This is a genomic window from Streptomyces sp. NPDC002176, assembly GCF_044903645.1.
Taxonomy (GTDB): Bacteria; Actinomycetota; Actinomycetes; order Streptomycetales; family Streptomycetaceae; genus Streptomyces.
The window spans coordinates 725,992-748,476 of record NZ_JBJDQW010000001.1 but is presented as its reverse complement, the minus strand read 5'-3'; the positions used below and the strand labels follow the sequence as shown (position 1 = coordinate 748,476).

The window sequence follows — 22,485 nt, the reverse complement described above, 5'->3', positions numbered from 1 at the left end:
CATGGAGCTCTTCAACGCCCTGACCAACGGCTCCTCGCACGGCGTCCTGCACGAGTGGAACGGCGAGGAGTTCGACCACACCCCCTGGCGCGAGGTGGTCGAGGACGCCCACGCGATGGCCGTCGGACTCCGCTCCCTCGGGGTGGGGCCCGGCACCCGGGTCGCCTGCATCCTCACCAACACCCCCGGCACGGTTCGCGGACTGCTCGCGATCTGGCTCGCGGGCGGCGCGGTGGCCTCCCTGCCGCTGCCCACCCGGGGTCAGAGCCCCGAGGCGTACGGCGAACAACTCATCGCGCTCGCGGCACAGTTGGACCCCACGCTGCTGCTCGTGGACGAGTGGCTGACCGCGCTGGTCCCGCCGGAGCTGACCGCGCAGGCACCGGTCCACGCCTTCACGGCACTGCGCCGCGCGGGGCGTATCGAACCGAGCCCGCCGGGCCGGGACGACCTGGCCTTCATCCAGTACTCGTCCGGGTCCACCAGCACGCCCAAGGGGTGCGCTCTCACCACCCGCGCCATCGAGCAGCAGCTGCAGATCATCCTGCACCTGACGGGCGGGCGGCCGGGTGCGGACACCGTGGCCTCCTGGCTGCCCCTCTCGCATGACATGGGCATGTTCGGATGCCTGTTGTACACGTGGGCGTACGACTTCGACTTCGTGCTGTCCTCGCCCGACCGGTTCGGGATGGCGCCGCGGACGTGGTTCCGCGACATGGCGGAGTACGGGGCGACCATGACGGCGGGCACCAGCACCGCCGTGTATCTCGCCGCCCGGGCCCAGGGCAAGGGCTCGCTCCCGAAGCAGCTGAAGCTGCGGGCCGCCGTGATCGGCGCCGAGCGCGTCGACTGGGAGACCCTGACCGCGGCGACGGAGACCTTCCGCCCCTTCGGCCTGACCGACACCGCGTTCCAGCCCGCGTACGGCATGGCCGAGGCGACGCTCGCGGTGACCGGCAAACCCTGGGCGGAGGTCCCCAGGACGCTCTCCTTCGACGGGCCCGCGCTCGTCGAGGGAACGGTGATCGAGGTGCCCGCGGACCACCCGCGCGCCACCCGGCTGGTCTCCAACGGCCGGACGCTGCCCGGCGTGAGCGTGCGGGCCGGGACGGCCGGGGGAGTCGCCGAGATCCAGGTGGCCTCGGCGAGCCTGGCCTCCGGCTACTACGCCGACCCGGACCGCACCGCCGCCCGGTTCCAGGACGGCTGGCTGCACACCGGCGACCTGGGTTTCGTCCAGGACGACGAGCTGTACGTCCTGGGCCGCGCCGACGACATGCTGTCGGTGGGCGGACGCAAGGTGTACGCCTCCGAGATCGAGTCGGTCGTCGACAACCACCGAAACATCCGCAAGGGCTGCGCGGCGGTCGTGGACGTGAGCGACGGCGGCCCTACCCGGCTGGTGCTCATGGTGGAGCCGAAGGGCACCCCGACCGACTACCGCCCCATCGCCGAGGAGGCGGCGTCGCTTGCCCTGGAGCGGGCCGGGGTGGCCCTCGCGGAGTGCCTCTTCCTGCCACGCGGGGTCCTCCCGAAGACCCCCAGCGGCAAGATCCAACGCTTCCGCTGCCGAGCCCTGCTCACCACGGACGGCTTCACCCCCGTCGCCCGAGTGACCTTCACCTGACGGACCCGGGGGCCCGGCCAACCCGGGCCCCCGCACCCGCGACTCCTTCTGTAAAATCGCTACATCGCCCTTGACCTGCAAAACGCAGGCAGGGAGCCGCCTTTCAGGAGTCAGCCATGCTGCGCACCATGTAGCTATGCGCTCAACAAGACCCCCTACGATCGAGTAGTGGCTGGGCCACCGAGCCGTGCCGGTTTCGCTCAGCGGTACGTCTTCCCTTCCGGTTGTTCAGAGCCTTCCTCGTGCTCGTTGGGGAACTGATGGCCGTACAGGCGGTAGACCATCTCATCCGGTGCAGCTAGCATCCGGGCCTGCCTCCAGGCCGCGTCGAACGACAGATGGTCGCCCGCCTCGCGGCGCAGGCGAAGCGCACGCCAGGAAGAGAGAGGGTCCAGGAGGATGCGCCACAGAGCCACACTCATGCCCCACGCCGCCCTTCCGTGGACGCGGGGGATTTGACGGAAGACTCGTCCGACGCGTCATCGCCCTTCAGCTTCTGGAGCGCATCGCAGAGCGCGAGCATGGCCCGGTTCTGCATCTCGATGTCGTTGAAGCCCTGGCCGACCTTTTCCCACTGGTCGAGCATGGGCTGCCACCATTCGTCAGCCGCGACCATCCACCGCGCCAGGCGCTGCCATTCGGCGACTTGCCCGGAGCCGGGCCAGTCGCCGTGTCGCTCGATCCGGTCGAGCACGAAGAGGTCGGGCTGTTCGTACAGGTTCGTGCGCAGGAATCGCAGGCGTCGCACCCGGGCTTCGTCCGCCTGTTGCTGAGCAAGGACCTCCTGCGCGTGCTCCGAGAGGGCCAGCTGCACACGGGCAGTCAGACACCGGTACTCGGTGGCACGAGTGTGTTCCGGGGCGCCGAGCTCGGCGTTGACGGTGTCCTGAGCGGTGCGCACCTCGACGGCTGAGAAGAGTTGCGCGACCTCGCTGGCCCGAGCCAGGGTACGGCTGAGTACTAGTTCCTCAAGATTGGGCCGGGTCCGCAGCGCGGGGCGCCACTCGACCGTGAACGTGGCCTCGAAATGGATACCAGGGGTTGCGCAGCGGAGCATCCGTGGCTGAGTGCAGTGGATCGTGCGGGCCCGGCGTTGCCAGAACCACTTCACGCCGGATCCCTGTTGATCTGGATCACCGTGCGGACACGCGGGTCTACGAGACGATCCCAAAAGTCGTTGGCCGCGTTCGTGTCACCGTCGACCGAAACAGACTCCAATGCATGCATCAAGCCCATGGAAGCCTTGAAGATCTTCTGGCCACGCAGAATGGGCAGCAACTCGTCGCGGACGCACGTGTAGGTGACAGGGTCGGTTGCCGACTGGCTGATCCAGGTCGTGAGACGGTTGATCGTGTCCGGTGCCGTGGCTAGGTCCGCCAACAGGTCCTGCAGTGCCCGCTTCACGTCCACCCCGGACGGGACTTCGTCCGACAGCAGCCACGGAGTGGTGGTGCCCGGGACGGACATGAGGGCCAGGAAGGCTGCGGTGCCGGCACCGCGAGACCGCCCCGCCTGTTGCCATGCGCGAACCTCGGTGATGAGCCGAGCCACCCCGACGGGGTGCTGCGCCTGCTCCACGAAGGCTTTGAGGGCCTCGGGCCAGGCTGTCTCCTGCCCGCTGTTGGCGGCTCGTCGCAGCCGGACCATTGCCATCCTGGCCTGAGAAGACGTGACATCCGGGGTGTTCAGGATCTGTCGACATGTGGCCACCACGGTGGTCGCACGTTCCCTGGTCGATGCCCAGCCGTACAGGATGGCCCACGCCTGGCGGCCGACGTGCTCGTCCTGGACTGCCTGGACCAGGACGGCGCTGAGGAGTTCCTGCTTTACGGGGCGGGTTGGAGAACCGAGTTGGACGAGGTGGTCGACGTTGCCGTGCCGCAGGGTCAGAGCGGCGATGGAATCAACGACGTGCTCGTTCGTCTTGGTGTCGCCATCCCCTTCCACGAGCCACTTCAGCAAGGGCTCGCGCATGACCTCGTAGTTGTCCCATACGTAGGCCAGGACGGCTCTACCATAGCCGGGCTGGTCGAAGACCACCTCGTCGTGCGTGCCGACGCGGGCGCCGGAATCGACGACACGGCGGCGCAATCCTCGCCCGGCAAACGCTGTGCTTGTCGTCGAAGTGAAGCCGCTCGTGCCTGCGGCGTCGGCGCTGATGATGTTCTGGAGATCCCGGGCGGCCTTAGCGACTTCGGGCATCGGAGCGGATTGGCGCACAGCTAGAGCCAGGAGGAGACAGCGATCCTCCAGTGGCAGTGACGTGTCCTTGCCTCTGTGTACGGGGGCCGTCTCCCCGAAGAGGACGTCGAGTTTCTCCCGCCAGTCGGACAGGGCAGACGTGATCCGTTTGGCGAGTTCGTCGTCGAGCGCAGCCCACGACGACGGGAGGCCCATGGGGAACGAAGAACCGGTCAGCCGTTCATGCTCCTGCCACGCGAGCACGATCGAGTCCGCCGCCCGGACCGCTTCCACGGCGTCGAGTTGGCTCAGTAAAGCCTTGGTCTTGTCGCCCGAGCGCAGGTAGGCAATCAGGCCGGGGACCTTGCGAGCCCTCAGCCGGAACTCCGCCACCTCCTGGGCTGACGGCGGCTCACTGAGGTGGACGACGTGAATCCGTGACTGGACCGGAATGTAGTGATCAGCCCAGAGATCCTGGGCCACGTTCAAGACGAGATAGGAGCCCAGTCTGTCAAGGAGCCCGGCATGCTCTTCGAGCATGGTGAGGAAATCGGCGGAGACACGGTCGTGGTTAGGGTCCTTGAGATCGACCTGGTAGGCGTGGCGCTCCTCGGCGGGAAGCCGCCCCACTTTAGGCGTCCTCCAGTCCGCGTCCAGCTTCACGATGTCGGTCTCCTCGTCCGTATGCCGGGCGAGGAGATGGAGCGCCAGAGTGGTCGATCCGTACGAACGCGGGGCGACAATGATCAAGACGGGCTTCCGCAGACGTACTCCCTCCGGATCGAGAGCCTGTTGCCACGTCTCGGCCCATTGGCCTTCGCAGACGATCGGCTCCTTCTTGAACTCGTGACGAGCAAGAGTGGGGCCTTCGAGGATCCCCTGCTTTCGGGTCTCGTTGATGACCTTGTCGGCGTGGTGGACGAACAGCTCCGGACGGTTCACCGTGATCGGCTTCGGCTCGGTGTCCGGTAGCGGGGGAATGGCAAACGCCGCCGGGCGCACCCGTTCCTCGCCGACTGCGTCGGCGTCTCCAGAGGCACTGCCGCCCGGGTCCGGCGGCGGAGTAATGCCGTCATCTCCCTGCCATGGAGCCCCGGGCTCGTCGGGAGGGCGGGGCGGAAGGTGGGAGCGATCTTCGGACATGCGCTTTCGGGTACCTTTCCACGTGGTACGGGAGCGAGGACACGAGAGGGGTCAGATCCGGCGCCGGTCGATGCGCATGGTCCCGACCTTGTTGATCACAGTCGTGTCGGTCATTTCGCCGTTGAACTGGAACACGGCCCCAGGCGGGTTACTTGGGCCGGAGGGCATCGGTGTGGTTGCTCCGCCCCCGCTTCCGGGCGGCTCCCGGTTGATGAGCGAGCTGAGGGCCAGCGGCGTCATCTGGGGTACGAACAGCCAGCACGGCTCCTCGAATGCCTTGCCGTCCACCCGCGCCGTGGTGCTCAGGAACTGTTCTTCCTCAAGCTTCGGAGTGCGCCCCGCGCGGACGGTACGCCGGAACGCCGTCTCGGAGATGACGGCGGCCAAATAGCCGCCCCGGTGTTCCCGGGCCACGGTCAGACCCGCGCGCACGATCTGGCTGTCGAGCAGTCGGCACACCTCGTTGATGGCATCACCGCGGTGTGCGGGCAGGGAGAGCGGTCCGACGTGTACGGCAGCGCGCAACCGGATCGCCGGAGCGCTGGCAAGCCGTTCATGGTCATAACGGACGAGCGCCTGGTGCAGGTGTTCCAGCAGCGGGTCGACCAGTCGTGCGATGTCCTTGGCGGGCATGACGAAGATGGCCCCGTCACCGGTGTCTTTGAAAGCACCTGGACGGCCTCTTGGGCCTTGTAGCCCGACGTGAGCCAGCACGTTGCCGAGGACGTCGTCCAGGTCCGAACGGACCGGAGCCATCTTTGCTTCCGGGATCTGGCTGTAGCCCTGCATGTCCACAGCCAGAAGCGCTTGCTCTGGAGGAACTTCGAGGGGCGAGGGCGGGGCAAAGGACATGCGGTCACCGACCTTCAGGTCATGACGGAGGGATCGAGTGCCCCATGCTGATCGGCCAGAGCGCGCTCCGGTGCCCAGTACTGGGCACGGTCAAAGTGCCGCCGGTCACATCGAGTTGCGGGCGTGCGCCACGATCGATGTGATGTCGTGGATCAGTAGTCCGCCGCCTGCCTCTGCCTCCAGCCAGCCCCTTTCTCGCCATGGCTTGATCGCCATACCAACGGCGTTGCGGGACGCACCGATCATCTGCGAGAGCTCTGCCTGCGTCAGTCGCACACTGACCGCGAGCTGATTCGTCGAAGCCGCATTCACGAGCCGGCGCAGGGCACTGGCCAAGCGCACCGGTACACACGAGGTGGCGAGTTCGAGTCTGACGGCCTCGGATTCCCTGACCCGCGCTATCGCATGGCGCAGCAACGGGTTGAGCAGGCCGTTGTTCTCGACGAAGGAAAGGAATTCAGGGGCCGGAATGAGATGCACGCGGCAGGATTCTGCGGCGATCACAGAAGCCGAGCGGGGTTGGGCGTCCAGGACGGCCAGTTCACCGAGCAGTTCACCGGGGCCGCGTACCGCGAGCAGGGCGCGTTCTCCGTTCGGCCCCGTCAGTGTCACGAGGGTGGATCCCGAGGCGAGAAGAACTACATGGGTGCCAGGATCTCCCTGCCGCAGGAGGACGCTGCGGGCAGGGCGTACCCGTATGGGAGCGAGGCTGCGCAACCGCGACCACAGACTCTCGCCGAGCACAGACATGTGTGACTGATACATATCCCCCCAAACGTAGGAACCATCCCACATGAGTGAGATTTTCAGGACGCATGGAAGGTGAGCAACAGGACTAATCCGGCCACACTGATTGCGGCCACGATGAGATCGACGGTCACCTTGATCGCCCGGAACTTTCGGTGCGCGAGGACCGTCAGAGCGGGCTCACGTTCCGGTAGCCCGGAGCGGTTCACCGGGCATCGCGGGACGGATGATGACGTGCGCCCGCTCTCGCCGCCTCCGCTGGCGAACTCCTCACGCCAAATGGGCCGGTCGTCCTTCGGGAAGGTGGGGCGCAAGGCTGTCAGCGCCGATATCAGGGCTGCCCCGAGCAGTGTGCTCACTAGTGCCACAGCCGCTCTGAGCAAGCGGGATGAGTCGACCGGTGCGCACGGCGCCGTAGCTTTTGTATCCGCACGCTGTACCTCGATGAACATCCCGCTGTCCGTACTCGGGGGCGTAGCAGTCAATGCCGAGGCGCACGGCGGGACGTTCTGCGGCTCCGGGCCTTCCAATGCCTTCTCCTCTTCGTTGTGTCACGACTTGGAGTGCAGTCTGGGCAGGCGACCGGAAAGCTGCTGCCCACCACGTGGTAGCGGCCGTGGTCGCTCGGTCACAGCCGGAGTCGAGGGTGGCAATCGAAGTTCTCACGGCCTTCGAGTCTGAGGCGTGCCGTCTAGGGTGAGGAACGTCCTTGACCTGCAAAACGCAGGCGAGGAGCCGCCTTTCAGGAGTCAGCCATGCTGTGAACCGTGTTCAAGTTCAAGATCTAGCGTTTAGGTGTTTTCGCAGGTCAGTGCTCTATCTGTGACCTTCGGTCAGCAAGAGGTCAGCAAGAGGTCAGCATGGGGCAGGACGGTGTGCGGCATGCTGATCTGCCCCCGTGGCAGGGTCCTTCTGCGCCGCCCGTCTCCCTGCTCGGAAGGCTTGATATGTGTTTCGCTGGCTCCCGTGCCGTTCTGCGGTTCTTCGCGGTGGTCGACGAGGGGGCCAGACTGGGTCGGCTTCGACCTTGTGGAGCGGGGCGCTGCCCCGTCACGCTGCCGCGAGTGGTGGTCGCCACGGTCACAAGAACCTTGCCGGTGCGCTCCCGCCGGGTCGCTCCGAACGTGCACGAGGCGACTCTGAAGAGGTCACCTTTCTGAAGGCGACCTCAGACGGCCAGTCCGCGATAACCATCGGGTCTTCGGTGCACTCGCATATGGCCAGGAGCTCGGAATGGGCCAGTGTCAGATTCGTTGTGGCGGCTTCCAATGCCGGGGTTGCTGCGCAGACTGTTGTAGGGCGTGGATTGTCTTTCATCCCTGCTCCATGAGGTCGGCTCAGGGGACTCGATGCGCCTCGCGCGTATGCGGTAGCGTCCGCGCGCGGTGCGTCTGCGGTCTTAGGGGACAGGGGAGACGGTGGCACCAAGGCTAGGTGGCGAGACGGACAAGTTCGGCAACCGCTACGAGGGGGCCTGGACGATCAGACATGCCCTGTATGTACTGCTGGGCTCGGCCACGTCGCTCTGTGTTGAACCGGGGGGAGCGGTGGGCGAGGGGGTCGAGTTCGTCTACCGGCACGATCATGGAGAGGAGGCGCACCAAGTAAAGCGGCAGAACCGCAACGCGAACAGCTGGAATGTGGCGTCTCTCCGCGACAAGGGGGTGTGGGAGAGCCTGCGTTCGCATGTCGAGGCGGGCAGGACGTTCCACTTTGTCTCCGTGATTCCCGCACGTGTGCTCGATGAGCTAGCAGACCGTGCCCGCCGCTCCGACGATCTTGCCTCGTTCGAGGCCGAGTGGCTGACGGACCAACTCCGGGGCCCCTTCCATACCCTTGCCTCCAGGAGCATCTACGGCTCGACCGCTATGGCCTGGAGGATGTTAAGAGGACTCTGGGTGGAGTGGCACGATGAACGGGACCTCGTACACATCAACGCCGTCCTGGCCGAACAAGTCTTGGCTGGAGCGCCGGGCCGCTTGGCGGCGATTGCCATCGGTCAGGTCCTGCTCGACAACCTGGGAACCACGCTTGATGCCGCGGCCCTCATCACCCGGCTTGCGTCGTACGGACTGCGACACGTCGCGCGGGCCGACGCGGTCTCGGTAGCCGACACCATGAGAACGGTGACGCACCGATGGGCTGCGAGTGTCGAACGGGCGCTGCTCCAACCCACAATTCCCCGGGATGAAGGTGTCCGCCTCGTGGCCGAGGTCATGGATGGCGCCCGGCAGCTGGTCCTGCTGACCGGGACCGCTGGCGGTGGGAAGAGCGCCGTGTTGCATCAGGCATTCACCGCCCTCGACGAATCGGCCACTCCGGTGCTCGCCTTCCGTCTCGACCGTCTGGAACCCTTCAACTCGACCCAAGAACTGGGGCAGCGTGTAGGTCTGCAGATGTCCCCGGTCAGCTCCCTCGGCGCCATTGCGGGCGGGCGGCCTTGCGTCCTCGTCGTGGACCAGCTCGATGCAGTCAGCATGGCATCGGGACGTATTCCGGAAACCTTCGACGCGGTGGCCGACCTTGTTGACGAGGCTGCGGCACATCCTGGCATGCGGGTCGTTCTGGCCTGCCGCGCGTTCGACGTCGAGGCCGACGCCCGTATTCGCAGGCTCACCGTCTCGGACCACTGCACACGCATCACGGTCGCATCGCTCTCCGACGCCCAGGTCGACAGTGCCGTCAGCGACATGGGTCTGGATGCCTCCCGACTGGACCTGTCACAAAAGGCGTTGCTGCGCTCACCGCTGCATCTCGTCCTCCTCGCCCAGGTCGCCAACCGGGAGAAGGCCCTTCTCTTCCGAAACACCCGGCAGCTTTTCGACGCCTTCTGGGACACCAAACAGGAGGAGTGTGCCCGGCGCTCGTCCGTGCGATTCCACGACGCGGTCTCAGCCGTGGTCGCCGCCATGAGCACGCGACAGCGGCTGTCCGTGCCATACAGCATGCTCGACACAGACGACCTCGCCGTCAGCCGGAAGGTATTGGAGTCGGAACACGTTTTTGTGCGCGACGGCCGCCAACTGGCTTTCTTCCACGAGAGCTTCTTCGACTATGCCTTCGCCCGCGAATGGCTCAGGCGCGAGGAGAGCATGGTTGCCTTCCTTACCGGTGGCGAGCAGGAGTTGTTCCGCCGTGGACAGGTTCGGCAGGTGCTCGATCACCTCCGGGACCTCGACCCGGAACGGTTCGCCGAGGAGGTCGAGGCGTTGCTGACCAGTACGGACATCCGTTACCACCTCAAGCATCTGACCCTGGCCGTACTGCGCGGGCTTGATGCTCCTACCGCCGCCGAGTGGGGTGTCGTCGCCCGTGTGCTGGATACGCGTCCGCCCTTCCGTGGCCATCTCGTCGCCCTGCTCGGCACGCCCGCCTGGTTCTGCCGCGGGGACGAGGAGGGGGTCTTCGAGGGCTGGCTCGACAGCGCCGACCCGAGAGAACGGGACTGGGCAGAAGGGCTGTTGGTGGCGATCGCCGACGCCCTGCCCGATCGGGTGGCCCGCCTTCTGGAGCCGCACGCCGCTGACCCTGAATACGGCGCGCTGCTGGTGCGGATCGTTCCCCGCGCCCGCCTTGCAGGGAGCCGACGGCTGTTCGACCTCCTGCTCGACGGTGTGCGAGCCGGTCTCTTCACTGGTGTCGAACGTGCCCTTTGGGATCCAGCGGTTGACCTGACGGACGAAGAACCCGTATGGGTGGTCGAGTTGCTGGGGGCACTACTGGAGGAACACCCGAATGCGCTCTCACTCGACGACAATGGCCGGGTCGCGGTACTGCTGAGCCGGGATTACACGGCACTCAAGATGGTGGCCGGCGCCGCTGTCGGCGCACCGGAGGAGTTCTGCGTCCGGGTGCTGCCGATCCTCTTGGCCGTGATGAGGCTGACTGCCTATCCGGTGTGGACGGGGCGGCCCGTTCACGACCGCCACTTCTCGCACCGCCTTCCTGGCGACGACCCCGGCGACCTGGGTGACGCTCTCCTGCTAGGAGCGGCCGAAGCTCTGCGGCGTGCAGCCGGTCGGGATGCGGCGCGAGCGCGTCAATTCGTGGAGCAGTTGGTGACTGAGCCGTACGAAGCGGCGCAGTGGCTGCTCTACCAAGCGCTGGCCGCCGGGGGACCTGATCTCGCCCCGTGGGCCGCCGAAATCCTTCTTCAGGGCAGATATCGTCTGCTGTCCGGCTATACGGCCAATGCAGTGTGGGGCGCCCGTGAGGTCCTTTGCGCCATCGGGTCCGCGTTGCCCGACGATACTTTCGGGAGGCTGGAGCAGTGTCTGCTCCACCTGCGCCTTCCTCCGGAGGAGAAACCCTCGCCGTGGCATGAGTTCACCCTGTTGACGGCGCTTCCAGAAGGGCGACTTTCCGAGCGGGCGGCGCGCCGACTCGCAGAACTTCGCCGACTCCACGGCGATAGACGGGAGCCGGAGGAACCGGAGGGGATGACGGTTGGGTTCGTCGGATCGCCCATACCGACGGAAGCAGCCCGGCACATGAGTGACGATCAGTGGCTGAGGGCCATGAGGAAGCACAGCCAGGACCGGACCGACTGGTCGACCCACACCGGTGGGGCACGCGAGCTGTCCCACGTGCTGCGCAGCATGGCGGTTGCGGACCCCGGTCGATTCGCGCGGCTCGCCGTGCGGATGGACGCCGGGACGCACCCGGCCTACGGTGCCTCGCTGCTCCTTGGCTTAGGAGAAGCCGAACCGTACGACGATCCGGAGACCGTCTTCGCGGCGGTGCGCCACTTCGCGAGCAGAGGGAGGCCAGAACACGACCGGTGGTTGGGGCACGCTTTGCGGAGCTACCTCGATCATGTGCCGCTCGACCTGGTGGAGACACTTCTGAGCTGTGCTCTCAACTTGGGTGGGCCGAGCGACGCCGACGATCTACTGGGCGCGGATAGGCAGGAGGTGACCCGTGACTTGCTCACCGCTGGGATCAACACCGTACGGGGTAGTGCGGCCGAGAGCCTGGGCGATCTACTCATCAGCGACGCGGACGGGTCCCGGGCCGCATTGATCGTCCCCCGGCTGGGTCGACTGGCGACCGACCCCTCCCTCGACGTCCGGGCATGTGTGGCCCGGACACTGCACGCCGCGATCCGCTACGACCGCGCAGCGGCGTCCGACGCGTTCGCGGTGCTTGTACGGGCTCCTGACCACCTGCTGGCATCACCGTACGTGGCTCGCCTGGCCGTTGCGTTGATGCACGGAGATCCGACGTTGGCGGGACCGCTGACAGAGCGGATGCTGGACTCGCCGGTGGCGCCAGTGCGCCGGGTCGGTGGACAGGTCGCTGCGCTGGCGGCGATGGAGTGGGAGTCGCCTTACCTGCTGGCCAAGGTGCTTGCCGGGAACAACGCGGCACAGCGGCAGGGAGCCGCCGAGGTGTGCGCTCAGCGCCTCTTGAACACCGGTGATGTGGCGCTTGCCCATCACGCGCTCGTTCGGTTCTTCCACGATCGCGATGAGGACGTGCGGGCAGCCGCCGCCACGGTGGCTTCCGCGCTGCGCGGCCGACGTCTGAGGGCCTACCGGCGGACACTGACCGCGCTGATGGACTCCCATGCCTTCGAGATCGCACTGCCTCAATTGCTGATCACGCTTGAACAAGCCCCTGACCGCGTCGACGAGCTGGTCTTGACGTGTACGCGGCGCTTCGTGGCGGTGTTCGGAGCCGCCTCCGCCGACCTCGCGCGTGGTGTGGCGGCTGACGCGCGCCATATCGGCCGCCTGCTGGTCCGCGCGTATGTCCAGGCGTCGTCACCCACGTGCCGGTCCGCGGTCCTCGATCTGTTGGACGAGTTGTTGCTCCTCGGGTCCTACGGCGTGGCCGATGCGATCCACGAGTCTGAGCGCAGCTGAGCGGGACCAGCGGCTCTCTCTGGTTCCGGTCCGCAGGACGCTCCAGCCGTGCGCCGCTGCGCGCCCTCGCATGCGTCCGGTGCCTCGAAGGAGCCGCGGGAACCGCTCGTCGCCGCGGTGACCGAGTGCTGTGCTGTGCAGATGATGCACAGCATGAACCCCAACGGATGCGCGGTCTTCCTCGACACGTTGTCGCCCGGAACGCGCTCGGCCTTCACCCGGCTCGGTACCCGACTCCGCTACGCCGTGGGAGACGTACTCATTCACGAGGGCGACCAGACCCAGGAACTGGTGGTTCTGCACGAGGGCTTGGTCAAAGTGACCGCCCGGCTGGACCGTGACCGTGTGTTACTGAGAGACATCAGGATTGCTGGGGACATCGTGGGCGAGGTGGCGGCGATGGGCATCGGGCCCCGCTCGGCCACCGTCACGTCCTGCGGCGACGTGTCTGCCACTGTCGTCCCGCGCAATGAACTGGAGCCCTTCTTCCTCGCCCATCCCGAGGCGTCATTGGCACTCAACCGCATGCTCTGCGACAGGTTGCGCCGAGCCAACCGGCTACGGCTGGAGCTGGGCGCATATCCCGTCGCCGTCCGGCTGGCTCGCGTCCTCGTCGAACTCGCGGAATCGCACGGGCATCCCAGACGCACGCTCCGTGGTCCCGATCGGAACAGGGTGCGCATCGGCGTGAGTTTGTCCCAGTCGGAGTTCGCCGCACTCACCGCGACCACCACGCATACCGTCCACAAGGCTCTCGCCCGGCTGGGTAAGGAGCGAATCATCACCACCGGCTGTCGACAGACCTTCATCGAGAACATGGCACGTCTGCGGGATGCAGCCCTGCTGAGTGATCCGGCCGCATAGGGCCACGTCCAGAAAGCCGCACTAATGCGGCTTCCTTCTTTGCTCCCACCTCTTCGGCTCAGAGTTGGCGTGTACCGCACCCAACCCCTTTGGAAGGTGGCGAGTTGTTATGAAAGAGCTCTCTCCTCCCCAGCCGCCGGCCGGCCTGCCGCACCACCGGCTGTGTCTGGCCGCGGATGTGGAGCATTACAGCCGCCTCGACACCCGGACGCAGTCGGCCGTCCAGTCCGAGCTGGTCCGGATGCTGGACGAGGCGGCGGCGCTGACCGGACTGGACCGGGCGACCTGGAAGCGTCAACCGCAGGGCGACCTGGAGTTCGCTGTCCTCCCCGAAGCCACGCCGGAAGATGCGGTGCTGGGCCCCTTCGTTCACCATCTCGCGGTCCGCCTCCGGGACCGCAACGCCCGTCCGGCGGCCCAGCGGGTCAGACTGCGGATGGCTGTGGACACCGGCGTCATCGCGGACGCCGCCCTCGGCCACGCCGGTCCGGCCCCGGTCGCCGTGGCGCGCTATGTCAACGCGGTCCAGCTCAAAGCCGTGCTTGCCGCCCTCACGGCAGCGGATCTGGCCGTCATCGTGTCGGACCGCCTGTACCAGGACGTCGTGCGGTCCGGACGCCCCGACCTGGACCCTGAGCAGTACGTGCGGGCTCATGTGCGGGTGAAGGAGTTCGGCGGCTACGGCTGGATCCATGTGCCGGGCACCACGCCGGACGACGTGCGCTCGGCCGTGGCGGAGGCGCCGGAGCCGAAGCCCTCGCCGGACGCCGAAGTGTCAAGCCAGTCACCCCTGTCGCAGTACGTCCACCAGGGCGCCGCTGTCGGCCGGGACGTTGTCGGTGGTCTCACCATCGGCCTACCCGTGTGCCCACCGGCGGCCGGCTCAGGGCCCGCGCGTTGAAGGGCTTCTACAAGGCCCCGCCTTGGCACGAGCGGGGCAGCAGCCAGTGGGCGGATTACGGGGTGAACGTCGGCCACGCCGTGTACGGCGGGATTCACTTCCACCCGCCCGCCTCACTTGTCACGCCATCCCTGAGCCGGAACGGGTCGGCGCTCCGAGCCCGTACGACGTGGCACACGACCGTGTCATCCGCCCTGACCGACCTCACACGTGCCTGCGATCGAGCCGCTGCCGCCATGACACACCTCCGGCCCGACGAGGCCAGAAAGGAGAGGGCATGACATCGACCGGACCCGGAAGCGTCTTCGCCCGTATCGACCAGGCTGTTCTCGGACCGCCCGGCGCCCCGCAGCGGTCCCTCACAGTGCACGTCGGCTCCCGATCGGTCCCTCTCACCCTGGAAGAGAGCAGAAATGCGCTCTACGGCCCACGACGGGACGCGACGGTGGGTGCGACGGTCTGGCGAGAGGCTCTCATTGAGGCCATGCGGGAGCCGCGTCGTGACAACGGCGCCGGACGGCTGCTCGTCGTGTGGCTGGCCCTTCCCGGGCTGTATCGCAATCTGTACCGGATCCTGCGCCTCTGGCAGTGGCTCGACCAGCCGGACCTCGAGGCGGAGGCCGTCTTGGCCGTCCTCGTCGCTCTCGGCGCGGCGGACCCGGACGACCCGGACACGGGCGGTCGACTGATCAAGGAGGCGGTGAACGGGATGTGGGCCTACGCGAAACGGGTCTCACGGGAGATCCCCTTCGTCGACGTCGGTGTCTTCGCGGAGGCGCGAAACGCCGTCGTCCCGTCGCAGGAACTGCCTCGCCCGCCCGAGGGATGGGAACTGCACATCACGCCCCCGCCCTGCCGAGAGGGCCTGCGTGCCACACTCCGCTTCGCCGAGCCGCGCCCTCGGCAGGACGACCGACGTACCGGTACTCGCCTGCCTGAACTGGTGTTACGAGCGCGCCGTCACGAGGAGGCCGACCTCATCGGCACGCTGGTCCTGCGCCCCGCGGGAGCCCAGCGGTGAGGCGCCGGTCCAGCCCGCCGCTCGGCTTCGCGGAGGCCCTCGACCTGCCTCTGTGTGTCGACCTGCGCACGGCGGCCCGAGCCTTCGACATCTGCACGGCGACGGCGTACAAGCTGATTCGTCTCGGCTCCTTCCCGTGCCCCGTGCTGTGGATCGGTGGACGCTACCGCATTCCCACCGCCTACCTGTTGCGCGCCCTCGGCATCGAAGAGCGGCCGGTGTACGCCGTCCCCTTGGAGGACGACGCGGCGCCCGGAGCCCAGTTCAACGACATCCTCGATCCCTCGTCGGAGGTTCCTGAATGATCACTTCACAGACGCTCCAACAGGAGTCCGACCAGCCCCGGAGGTGCTTCGTGGTCGGTCCCATCGGCGACCCGCACGCCGCGCACGGCAGCCCCGAGCGCGAGGCGTATGAGCACTACCTCGGTATCTTCGAGCAGGTGATCGCCCCTGCCTGCGAGAGGTACGGCATCAGTGCCGTACGCGCGGACGGTATCGCGCATGCCGGAGACATCAACGAGCAGATCTGTCGGCACGTCCTTGAGTCCGACCTGGTGGTCGCGGACGTCAGCGGCGGTAACCCCAACGTGATGTACGAACTCGGGCTGCGGCACATCACCGGCAAGCCGACGATCCACATCGGTGAGGCCGGGCAGTTGCCCTTCGACATCGCGTCGATCAGGACGATCCGCTACCAGCGGACTCGTAGCCATCTGGCCGGAGCACGCAAGGAGATCGAGAGCGCTCTGGAAGTCGGCCTCCGAGAAGGCTTCGAACTCCTCACGCCGGCCCGGGTACTGCGCGGACTCCAGACCGGTGACGGACCAGACTTCGTCTCGGAGGTCGGCAACGGAGGGAACGAAGAGGACGACGACTCACCCGGACTGCTCGACAACTTCGCCGTGATCGAGGACGGGCTGGACGAGGTGACCGCCGACATGGACACCATCACAAAAACGATCGAGACGATCGGAGCGTTGACCGAGCAGTCCAGCACCGAAATGCTCGACCTGGCGCAGGCGAACGCGCCTTCGAGCGCCCGGCTCGCCGCCGTCGCACGGTACGCGACGACGATCAGTGCACCGGCGGGCGAGCTGAACACCGTCGCCGCCGCGTTCGCGGAGCGGATGCTGTCCATGGACAGCGGGGTGCGAGCCGCGTTGGCGCTTATCGAGATGACGCCGGCCGACGAGCGTGGCGAGGGAACAGAGGAGTTTCTTGTGCAGCTGATGTCCCTGGACGAGACCGCTCAGGAGACTCTGGTGCAGATCGGCCACTTCGGTGTATCGGCGAACGCCATGACCCAGTTGAGCCGGTACCTCCGGAAGCCGGTCAAGGACATCTCCGCCGCGGTGAGGCAACTGACGTCCTCCATCACGAGGATGGGGGAGTGGGCAGCCAAGGCCCGTGCGATGGCACACAGTTCCGTCGTATGACGCAGCCCTTGCAGACCCGGACCTCTTCGGAGGCCCGGGTCCTGTTCCTGCTCAGTAGGCATACTGGAAGGGTGAGCGTACGCCAGCCGGGAATCGAGGCATCCTAGGCAGAAGTCCTTGATCTGTGCCTGGGACTCATCTGTGCGCCCAACCCCACACCGGGACAGCCTCGGCGCACCGCTTCATCCCCACACAACCGCGCGAGGAGCACTCCCTGCGTCGCTGAACCGGCGACCTTGCATCCTTCGGCAGCGCCGTCGGCCCCTTGAGGCTGCCGGGCCGGCAATGGCCGCGCGGAGGTGCTCACCTGCCCACGTCTGATCCGGATCCTGGTTTGGGGGCACGCTCCGCGACACACGACCTCTTCTGGTTGCTGATTTACCTGATGGCTTACCAGGTAAATCAGCATCGGGCCAGCATTGGGCCGGGTCTCTCTTCCATGCATGTTCCCGATCGGACGGCTTCGTGGCAGCTTGATTCGCACAGGTTGTGCAGGTGAGACATCTGCTGGCAACGGCGCACCATGTTCTGGAAGGTCTTCGAGTCCAGGATGCGCCGATGTAGGCTGAACGACGCACCTGACCTGCGCAAAGCAGGCAGGGAGCCGAAATTCAGGAGTCCAACATGCTGCGCACCATGTTCAAATCCAAGATCCACCGAGCCACCGTCACCCAGGCCGACCTGCACTACGTGGGATCGGTGACCATCGACGCCGACCTGCTGGACGCGGCCGATCTGCTGCCGGGGGAGCTGGTGCACATCGTGGATGTCACCAACGGGGCCCGGCTGGAGACGTACGTCATCGAGGGGGAGCGGGGGTCCGGGGTGATCGGGATCAACGGGGCCGCGGCGCACCTCGTGCACCCCGGTGACCTGGTGATCCTCATCAGCTACGCCCAGGTCTCCGACGCCGAGGCGCGGGAGCTGAAGCCGCGGGTCGTGCATGTCGACGCGGACAACCGGATCGTGTCCCTCGGTGCCGACCCGTCCGAGCCCGTGCCCGGTTCCGACCAGCGGCGCAGCCCGCAGGCCGTGTCGGCCTGACCGTGGACGACGACCAGGAGCGTGTATGCCCATGAGTGATGTCGAGATCCGTGACGACCGGGCGGCCGGCCGCCTGGAGGCCGTCGCCGGGGGTGAAGTCGTCGGGCACATCGAGTACTTCGTGCTGGAGTCGCCCGCGCGCGCCCTGGTCCCCGTCCACACCATCGTGGAGCCCGCCCACGAGGGCAAGGGCATCGCGGGCTCGCTCGCCCGCGAGCTGTACGCGCTCGCGGGGCGGGAGGGGATCGCGGTCGCTCCCTTGTGTCCGTACGTCGTCTCCTGGGCCGAGCGGCATCCGGACGAGGCGCCCGCCGCCGACCCCGCGCTGGTCGCCGCCGCGAAGGAGCGGCTGCGCGCCGGTCGCTGATCGCGGGGGAGTGGGGCGGGGTGCGGCGGGTAGTCGGGAGGTGGTCACCACGAAGTACGGCGACCGCACGGAGGCAGTCATGACCCAGCCGAACCCCGACCCCGTACCCCCGGCACCCGGCCCTGGCCCCGGGCCCACGCCGCCGGACCCGTATCCGACGCCGGTCCCGCCGCCCCAGCCCGGCCCCGAGCCGACACCCCCGGCGCCCGAGCCGACGCCCCCCGGCCCGCCCGCACCGGGGCCGGTACCTCCGGGCCCCGCCCCGTCGCCCATCCCGCCGGGCCCGGAGCCCGTCCCCAGCCCGGAACCGGGTCCCCCGCTGACCCACTGAGGGCGCGCCCGGCCGAGTGCCCGTGTGGGCGCGACTCCCTTCCCGGAGTCGCGCCCACACGGGTCCCGAGCGGCAGCAGGCTTCCTTACGCCTCGACCTCGTTCCGCTCCCCGCCCCACAGCGTGTGGAACGACCCCTCCTTGTCCACGCGCCGGTAGGTGTGCGCGCCGAAGAAGTCCCGCTGGCCCTGGGTCAGCGCGGCGGGCAGGCGTTCGGCGCGGAGGGCGTCGTAGTAGGCGAGGGCGGCGGAGAAGCCGGGGGTCGGGACGCCCTGGCGGGTGGCCGCGATGAGGACCTCGCGCCAGTCGTCCTGGGCCTCGGCGATCTCGCGGGCGAAGGTCTCGTCGGAGAGGAGGCTCGGGAGGTCGGGGCGGGCGTCGTACGCGGCGCGGATGCGGTCGAGGAAGGCCGCGCGGATGATGCAGCCCCCGCGCCAGATCGCGGCGACCTCACCGAGGTCGATGTCCCAGTCGTACTCCGCGCTGCCCGCCGCGATCTCGTGGAAGCCCTGGGTGTACGACACGATCTTGGAGGCGTACAGCGCCTGCTCCACCTTGTCGGCGAAGGCGGCCGCCTCCTCCTTGCTCATCGGCGTCGGCTTCGGGCCCGCCAGGTCCCGCGAAGCCTCCCGCAGCGCCGCGTGCCCGGAGAGCGAGCGGGCGAAGACCGCCTCCGCGATGCCCGACACCGGCACGCCCAGGTCGAGCGCGATCTGCACCGTCCAGCGCCCGGTGCCCTTCTGCTCGGCCTGGTCGACCACCACGTCCACGAACGGCTCGCCGGTCTCCGCGTCCACGTGGGACAGCACCTCGGCGGTGATCTCGATCAGGTAGGAGTCCAGCCGCCCCCGGTTCCAGGTACGGAAGATGTCCGCGATCTCGGCGGGCGAGTACCCGGCGACATCGCGCAGCAACTGGTACGCCTCACCGATGAGTTGCATGTCGGCGTACTCGATGCCGTTGTGCACCATCTTCACGAAGTGCCCGGCGCCGTCGGGACCCACGTGCGTCACACAGGGGGCTCCGTCGTCCGCCTTCGCGGAGATCTTCTCCAGCATCGGGCCCAGCGAGTCGTACGACTCCACCGAGCCGCCCGGCATGATGCTCGGCCCGTGCAGCGCGCCCTCCTCGCCGCCCGAGATACCGGTGCCGACGAAGTGGATGCCCTGCTCACGCAGCTCCCGCTCCCGACGCCGGGTGTCCGCGAAGTGCGCGTTGCCCCCGTCGATGATCATGTCGCCGGGCTCCAGCAGCGGCGCGAACTCCTCGATCACGGCGTCCGTCGGCTCACCCGCCTTCACCATGATCACCAGTCGGCGCGGCCGCTCCAGCGCCTCCACGAACTCCTTCGCGGTCTCGGCCGGGACGAAGTCGCCCTCGCCGCCGAACTCCTCGACCAGCTCACGTGTCTTCGACGCCGTGCGGTTGTGGACGGCGACCGTGTAGCCGTTGCGCGCGAAGTTCCGGGCGAGATTGCGGCCCATGACCGCCAGGCCCGTGACGCCGATCTGCGCGTGTGTGCTCATACCGCCTGCTCCCTAGCTGCGTCGTTGCTGCGGCTCCGTCGGTCCGGGCCTCGCGGCCCATCCTGTCGCGCCACCCGGGCGAGCGCACATCCGGCTCGCCAGGCATCAGTACGGACGGGGGACCGCCGACGGCTCAGTTCGCCGGGTCCGGAAAACCTCCGACCTCAACCGATGCCGGTTCCTGGCCACTTGAGCCGATGGCAGGCCGGATTCCGCTCTTGTCCTGGCCTGTTCCCGGCGCTTACTTTTGCCCCTCCTGACGCATGTCGAGGGGATTTCGGACCATGGCCGTACGCGGCCGGCATCGCCGGTACCAGCCGAGCAGGATCAACCGCGCCTCACTCACCGTCACGGCCGGAGGCGCCGGACTCGCCATGCCGCTGGTCGCGGCGGGCGCCGCGGACGCGGCGGACGCCTCCACCTGGAACAAGGTCGCGGCCTGCGAGTCCAGCGGCAACTGGAGCACCAACACCGGCAACGGCTATTTCGGCGGCCTCCAGTTCACCCGCTCCACCTGGGAGGCGTACGGCGGCACCCGGTACGCGCCCCGCGCCGACCAGGCCACGCGGGCGCAGCAGATCACCGTCGCCGAGAAGGTCCTCGATGGCCAGGGCCCCGGCGCCTGGCCCGCCTGCGGACCGCGCGCCGGACTCGCCCGCGGCGGGAACGCGCCCCACGTCGAGAGCGCGCCGAGCCATCCGGCCAGGTCGGCCACGAGCCACGCGAGACCCGTCGCCGCCCAGGACGTACGGCCGCAGACCACCCCGCAGTCCCGCGCGGGCCGCGCCGAGATGTACACCGTGGTGCGCGGCGACACGCTGTCCGGCATCGCCGGTGAACACCGGGTACGGGAGGGCTGGCGCGGCCTCTACGAGGACAACCGCACCGTCATCGGCGCCGACCCCGACCTGATCGTCCCCGGCCAGCGGCTCAGCCTGCACGGCGCCGCCAAGGCGCCCGCCACGGCCGCCCCGAAGCACCGGACGCACCCCGAGGCGGAGCCGAAGAAGGCCGCGCCGAAGCCGCAGCGCAAGGCGGCCACCGAGCACAAGACGTCTTCGAGCCACTCCGGCGACACCGTCGTGGCCCCCGTGCACGCCTCCATCGGCACCGGCTACCGCACGGCCGGCTCGCACTGGTCGAAGGGCTACCACACCGGCGTCGACTTCCTGGTGCCCACCGGCACCTCGGTCCACTCCGTCGCGGGCGGCGTCGTGGTCTCGGCGGGCTGGGGCGGCTCCTACGGGTACCAGGTCGTCGTCCGGCACCATGACGGCCGCTACTCGCAGTACGCCCACCTCTCCGCGATCTCCGTGCGGTCCGGGCAGAGCGTGAGCGCCGGGCAGCGCATCGGCCGCTCCGGCTCCACCGGCAACGTCACCGGTCCCCACCTGCACTTCGAGATGCGTACCGGCCCCGGCTTCGGCAGCGACCTCGACCCGGTCGCCTACCTCCGGGCACACGGCGCCCAGCTCTGACCGTCAGGCGCACAACGGGACGTCGGGCCTGGGCAGGGGGTGCGCGGTGGCGGGGACGTCCCCGCCATCGTCACCCGGCCCCGGTCCGGCGTCCTCGTCGTCCACGTCGTCCACGGGAGTGAGGACCGCGACCACGGGGGCGTCGGGGTCCGCGGGCCACCTCGGCTCCCGCCTCGCGGCCGGGACGGCCGGTCCACGCGCTTCCACGACCGGCACCGGGCCGCGCACGCCGTTCATCGGGGCAGCCTCCGCCTCCACCTTCGCCGGGCCGCCCAGCCGCTCCGTCGTCAGCAGGATCAGCCCGCCGCCCGTCACCACCGCGCAGCCCAGCGCCAGTACCGTGCCCGTGGTGCCATGGCGGAAGGTCTCGCCGAACACGGCGATCCCGACGACGGCGGCCAGCACCGGGTTGACCACGGTCAGCGTGGCCAGCGGCGCGGCGAGCCCGCCGTCGCGGTAGGCCGACTGGGACAGGAACACCCCGGCCGCCGAGAGGACGCCGATCACCCCGAGCGACGGCAGCGCGGTGAGGGCGACACCCGCGCTCCAGTCGACGGCGACCGTCTTGGTGAACACCGAGGACATGCCGAAGGCCACCCCCGCGCCGGTCGCCAGCAGCACACTGCGGACCGCCGGATGCCGGTGCGCGGCCCGCGCCGCCACCATCAGCGCCATGATCGCCCCGCCCGTCACCAGCGCCAGCCCCGTGCGCTGCGCCGGGCCCAGGGAGCCAGCGTCGGACGTGCCGACCAGCGAGAGCAGGCCCGCGAGACCGGCCGTGGCCATGACGGCCCCGCGCCAGGCGGTCGCCCCGGCCCTCCGGCCGACGAACAGCGCCGCCATCGGCAGGGCGAAGACGATGGTCAGCGCGCCCAGCGGCTGGACCAGGCTCAGCGGACCGAAGGCCAGCGCCACGACATGCAGCATCCCGCCGAGGCCGTTCAGCCCCAGCGCAGCCCACCACCCCGGCCTGCGCGTCGCCGCGAACCGCTCATCGGAACAGGACACCGCGACGCGCTCCTGCACGACGGCACCGCCCGCGTACGCGACGGCGGACACGAAGGACAGCAGCACGGACAACGCGAGGGCGCTCATCGGC

At 68.3% G+C, this 22,485-nt stretch carries 18 protein-coding genes; 10 read left to right on the top strand and 8 right to left on the bottom strand.

From position 1 onward, the window contains the following. Position 1: 1 nt before the first annotated feature. Positions 2-1,627 carry an AMP-binding protein gene (locus tag ACI2LY_RS03270; protein ID WP_404705602.1) on the top strand — a complete coding sequence of 542 codons (1,626 nt, stop codon included), beginning with the start codon at positions 2-4 and terminating at the stop codon, positions 1,625-1,627. A 200-nt stretch (positions 1,628-1,827) separates the two neighbouring features. On the opposite strand, the gene ACI2LY_RS03265 is transcribed toward ACI2LY_RS03270, so the two are convergent. The 6 genes from ACI2LY_RS03265 to ACI2LY_RS03240 form a co-directional block, all read right to left on the bottom strand. Continuing rightward, a complete protein-coding gene (locus ACI2LY_RS03265; RefSeq protein ID WP_404705601.1) occupies positions 1,828-2,049 on the bottom strand; it encodes a hypothetical protein in 222 nt (73 codons plus the stop codon). After that, entirely contained in the window at positions 2,046-2,738 is a 693-nt protein-coding gene (locus ACI2LY_RS03260; protein ID WP_404705600.1) for a hypothetical protein, read from the bottom strand. Before ACI2LY_RS03260 ends, ACI2LY_RS03265 begins: the two co-directional genes overlap by 4 nt. Continuing rightward, positions 2,735-4,951, bottom strand: coding sequence for a hypothetical protein (locus tag ACI2LY_RS03255; protein WP_404705599.1), 2,217 nt, complete (start codon positions 4,949-4,951; stop codon positions 2,735-2,737). The genes ACI2LY_RS03260 and ACI2LY_RS03255 overlap by 4 nt, the downstream gene beginning before the upstream one ends. A gap of 51 nt (positions 4,952-5,002) precedes the next feature. Further along, the gene (locus ACI2LY_RS03250) at positions 5,003-5,740 is read right to left on the bottom strand and encodes a hypothetical protein (protein WP_404705598.1); all 738 of its coding nucleotides are present in this window, start codon (positions 5,738-5,740) and stop codon (positions 5,003-5,005) included. Positions 5,741-5,908: 168 nt separating this feature from the next. Further along, positions 5,909-6,520, bottom strand: a complete 612-nt coding sequence (locus tag ACI2LY_RS03245; protein ID WP_404706468.1) for a Crp/Fnr family transcriptional regulator — start codon at positions 6,518-6,520, stop codon at positions 5,909-5,911. 89 nt (positions 6,521-6,609) lie between these two features. Continuing rightward, positions 6,610-6,909, bottom strand: a complete 300-nt coding sequence (locus ACI2LY_RS03240; protein WP_404705597.1) for a hypothetical protein — start codon at positions 6,907-6,909, stop codon at positions 6,610-6,612. A gap of 1,188 nt (positions 6,910-8,097) precedes the next feature. On the opposite strand from ACI2LY_RS03240, the gene ACI2LY_RS03235 reads away from it, so the two are divergent. The 8 genes from ACI2LY_RS03235 to ACI2LY_RS03200 all read left to right on the top strand — a co-directional run bounded on the left by ACI2LY_RS03235 (position 8,098) and on the right by ACI2LY_RS03200 (position 18,052). Continuing rightward, entirely contained in the window at positions 8,098-12,417 is a 4,320-nt protein-coding gene (locus ACI2LY_RS03235; RefSeq protein ID WP_404705596.1) for a hypothetical protein, read from the top strand. Positions 12,418-12,570: 153 nt separating this feature from the next. Further along, positions 12,571-13,281, top strand: coding sequence for a Crp/Fnr family transcriptional regulator (locus ACI2LY_RS03230; protein ID WP_404705595.1), 711 nt, complete (start codon positions 12,571-12,573; stop codon positions 13,279-13,281). A gap of 109 nt (positions 13,282-13,390) precedes the next feature. Beyond that, complete coding sequence (locus ACI2LY_RS03225) at positions 13,391-14,182, top strand: hypothetical protein (protein WP_404705594.1); 792 nt, start codon at positions 13,391-13,393, stop codon at positions 14,180-14,182. Positions 14,183-14,459: 277 nt separating this feature from the next. Next, positions 14,460-15,203, top strand: a complete 744-nt coding sequence (locus tag ACI2LY_RS03220) for a hypothetical protein (protein ID WP_404705593.1) — start codon at positions 14,460-14,462, stop codon at positions 15,201-15,203. Continuing rightward, entirely contained in the window at positions 15,200-15,508 is a 309-nt protein-coding gene (locus tag ACI2LY_RS03215; RefSeq protein WP_404705592.1) for a DNA-binding protein, read from the top strand. Before ACI2LY_RS03220 ends, ACI2LY_RS03215 begins: the two co-directional genes overlap by 4 nt. Before the next feature lie 50 nt (positions 15,509-15,558). Next, a complete protein-coding gene (locus ACI2LY_RS03210) occupies positions 15,559-16,641 on the top strand; it encodes a hypothetical protein (protein WP_404705591.1) in 1,083 nt (360 codons plus the stop codon). A gap of 624 nt (positions 16,642-17,265) precedes the next feature. After that, positions 17,266-17,685, top strand: a complete 420-nt coding sequence (panD, locus tag ACI2LY_RS03205; RefSeq protein WP_404705590.1) for an aspartate 1-decarboxylase — start codon at positions 17,266-17,268, stop codon at positions 17,683-17,685. 31 nt (positions 17,686-17,716) lie between these two features. Further along, a complete protein-coding gene (locus tag ACI2LY_RS03200; RefSeq protein ID WP_389005660.1) occupies positions 17,717-18,052 on the top strand; it encodes a GNAT family N-acetyltransferase in 336 nt (111 codons plus the stop codon). 416 nt (positions 18,053-18,468) lie between these two features. On the opposite strand, the gene gndA is transcribed toward ACI2LY_RS03200, so the two are convergent. Further along, the gene (gene gndA, locus ACI2LY_RS03195; RefSeq protein WP_404705589.1) at positions 18,469-19,908 is read right to left on the bottom strand and encodes an NADP-dependent phosphogluconate dehydrogenase; all 1,440 of its coding nucleotides are present in this window, start codon (positions 19,906-19,908) and stop codon (positions 18,469-18,471) included. Positions 19,909-20,192: 284 nt separating this feature from the next. Here gndA and ACI2LY_RS03190 point away from each other — a divergent pair, with 284 nt between their 5' ends. After that, entirely contained in the window at positions 20,193-21,386 is a 1,194-nt protein-coding gene (locus ACI2LY_RS03190) for a transglycosylase family protein (RefSeq protein WP_404705588.1), read from the top strand. 3 nt (positions 21,387-21,389) lie between these two features. Here the strand turns inward: ACI2LY_RS03190 and ACI2LY_RS03185 are convergent, their stop codons facing one another. Next, entirely contained in the window at positions 21,390-22,481 is a 1,092-nt protein-coding gene (locus ACI2LY_RS03185) for a DMT family transporter (RefSeq protein ID WP_404705587.1), read from the bottom strand. Positions 22,482-22,485: the final 4 nt, after the last annotated feature.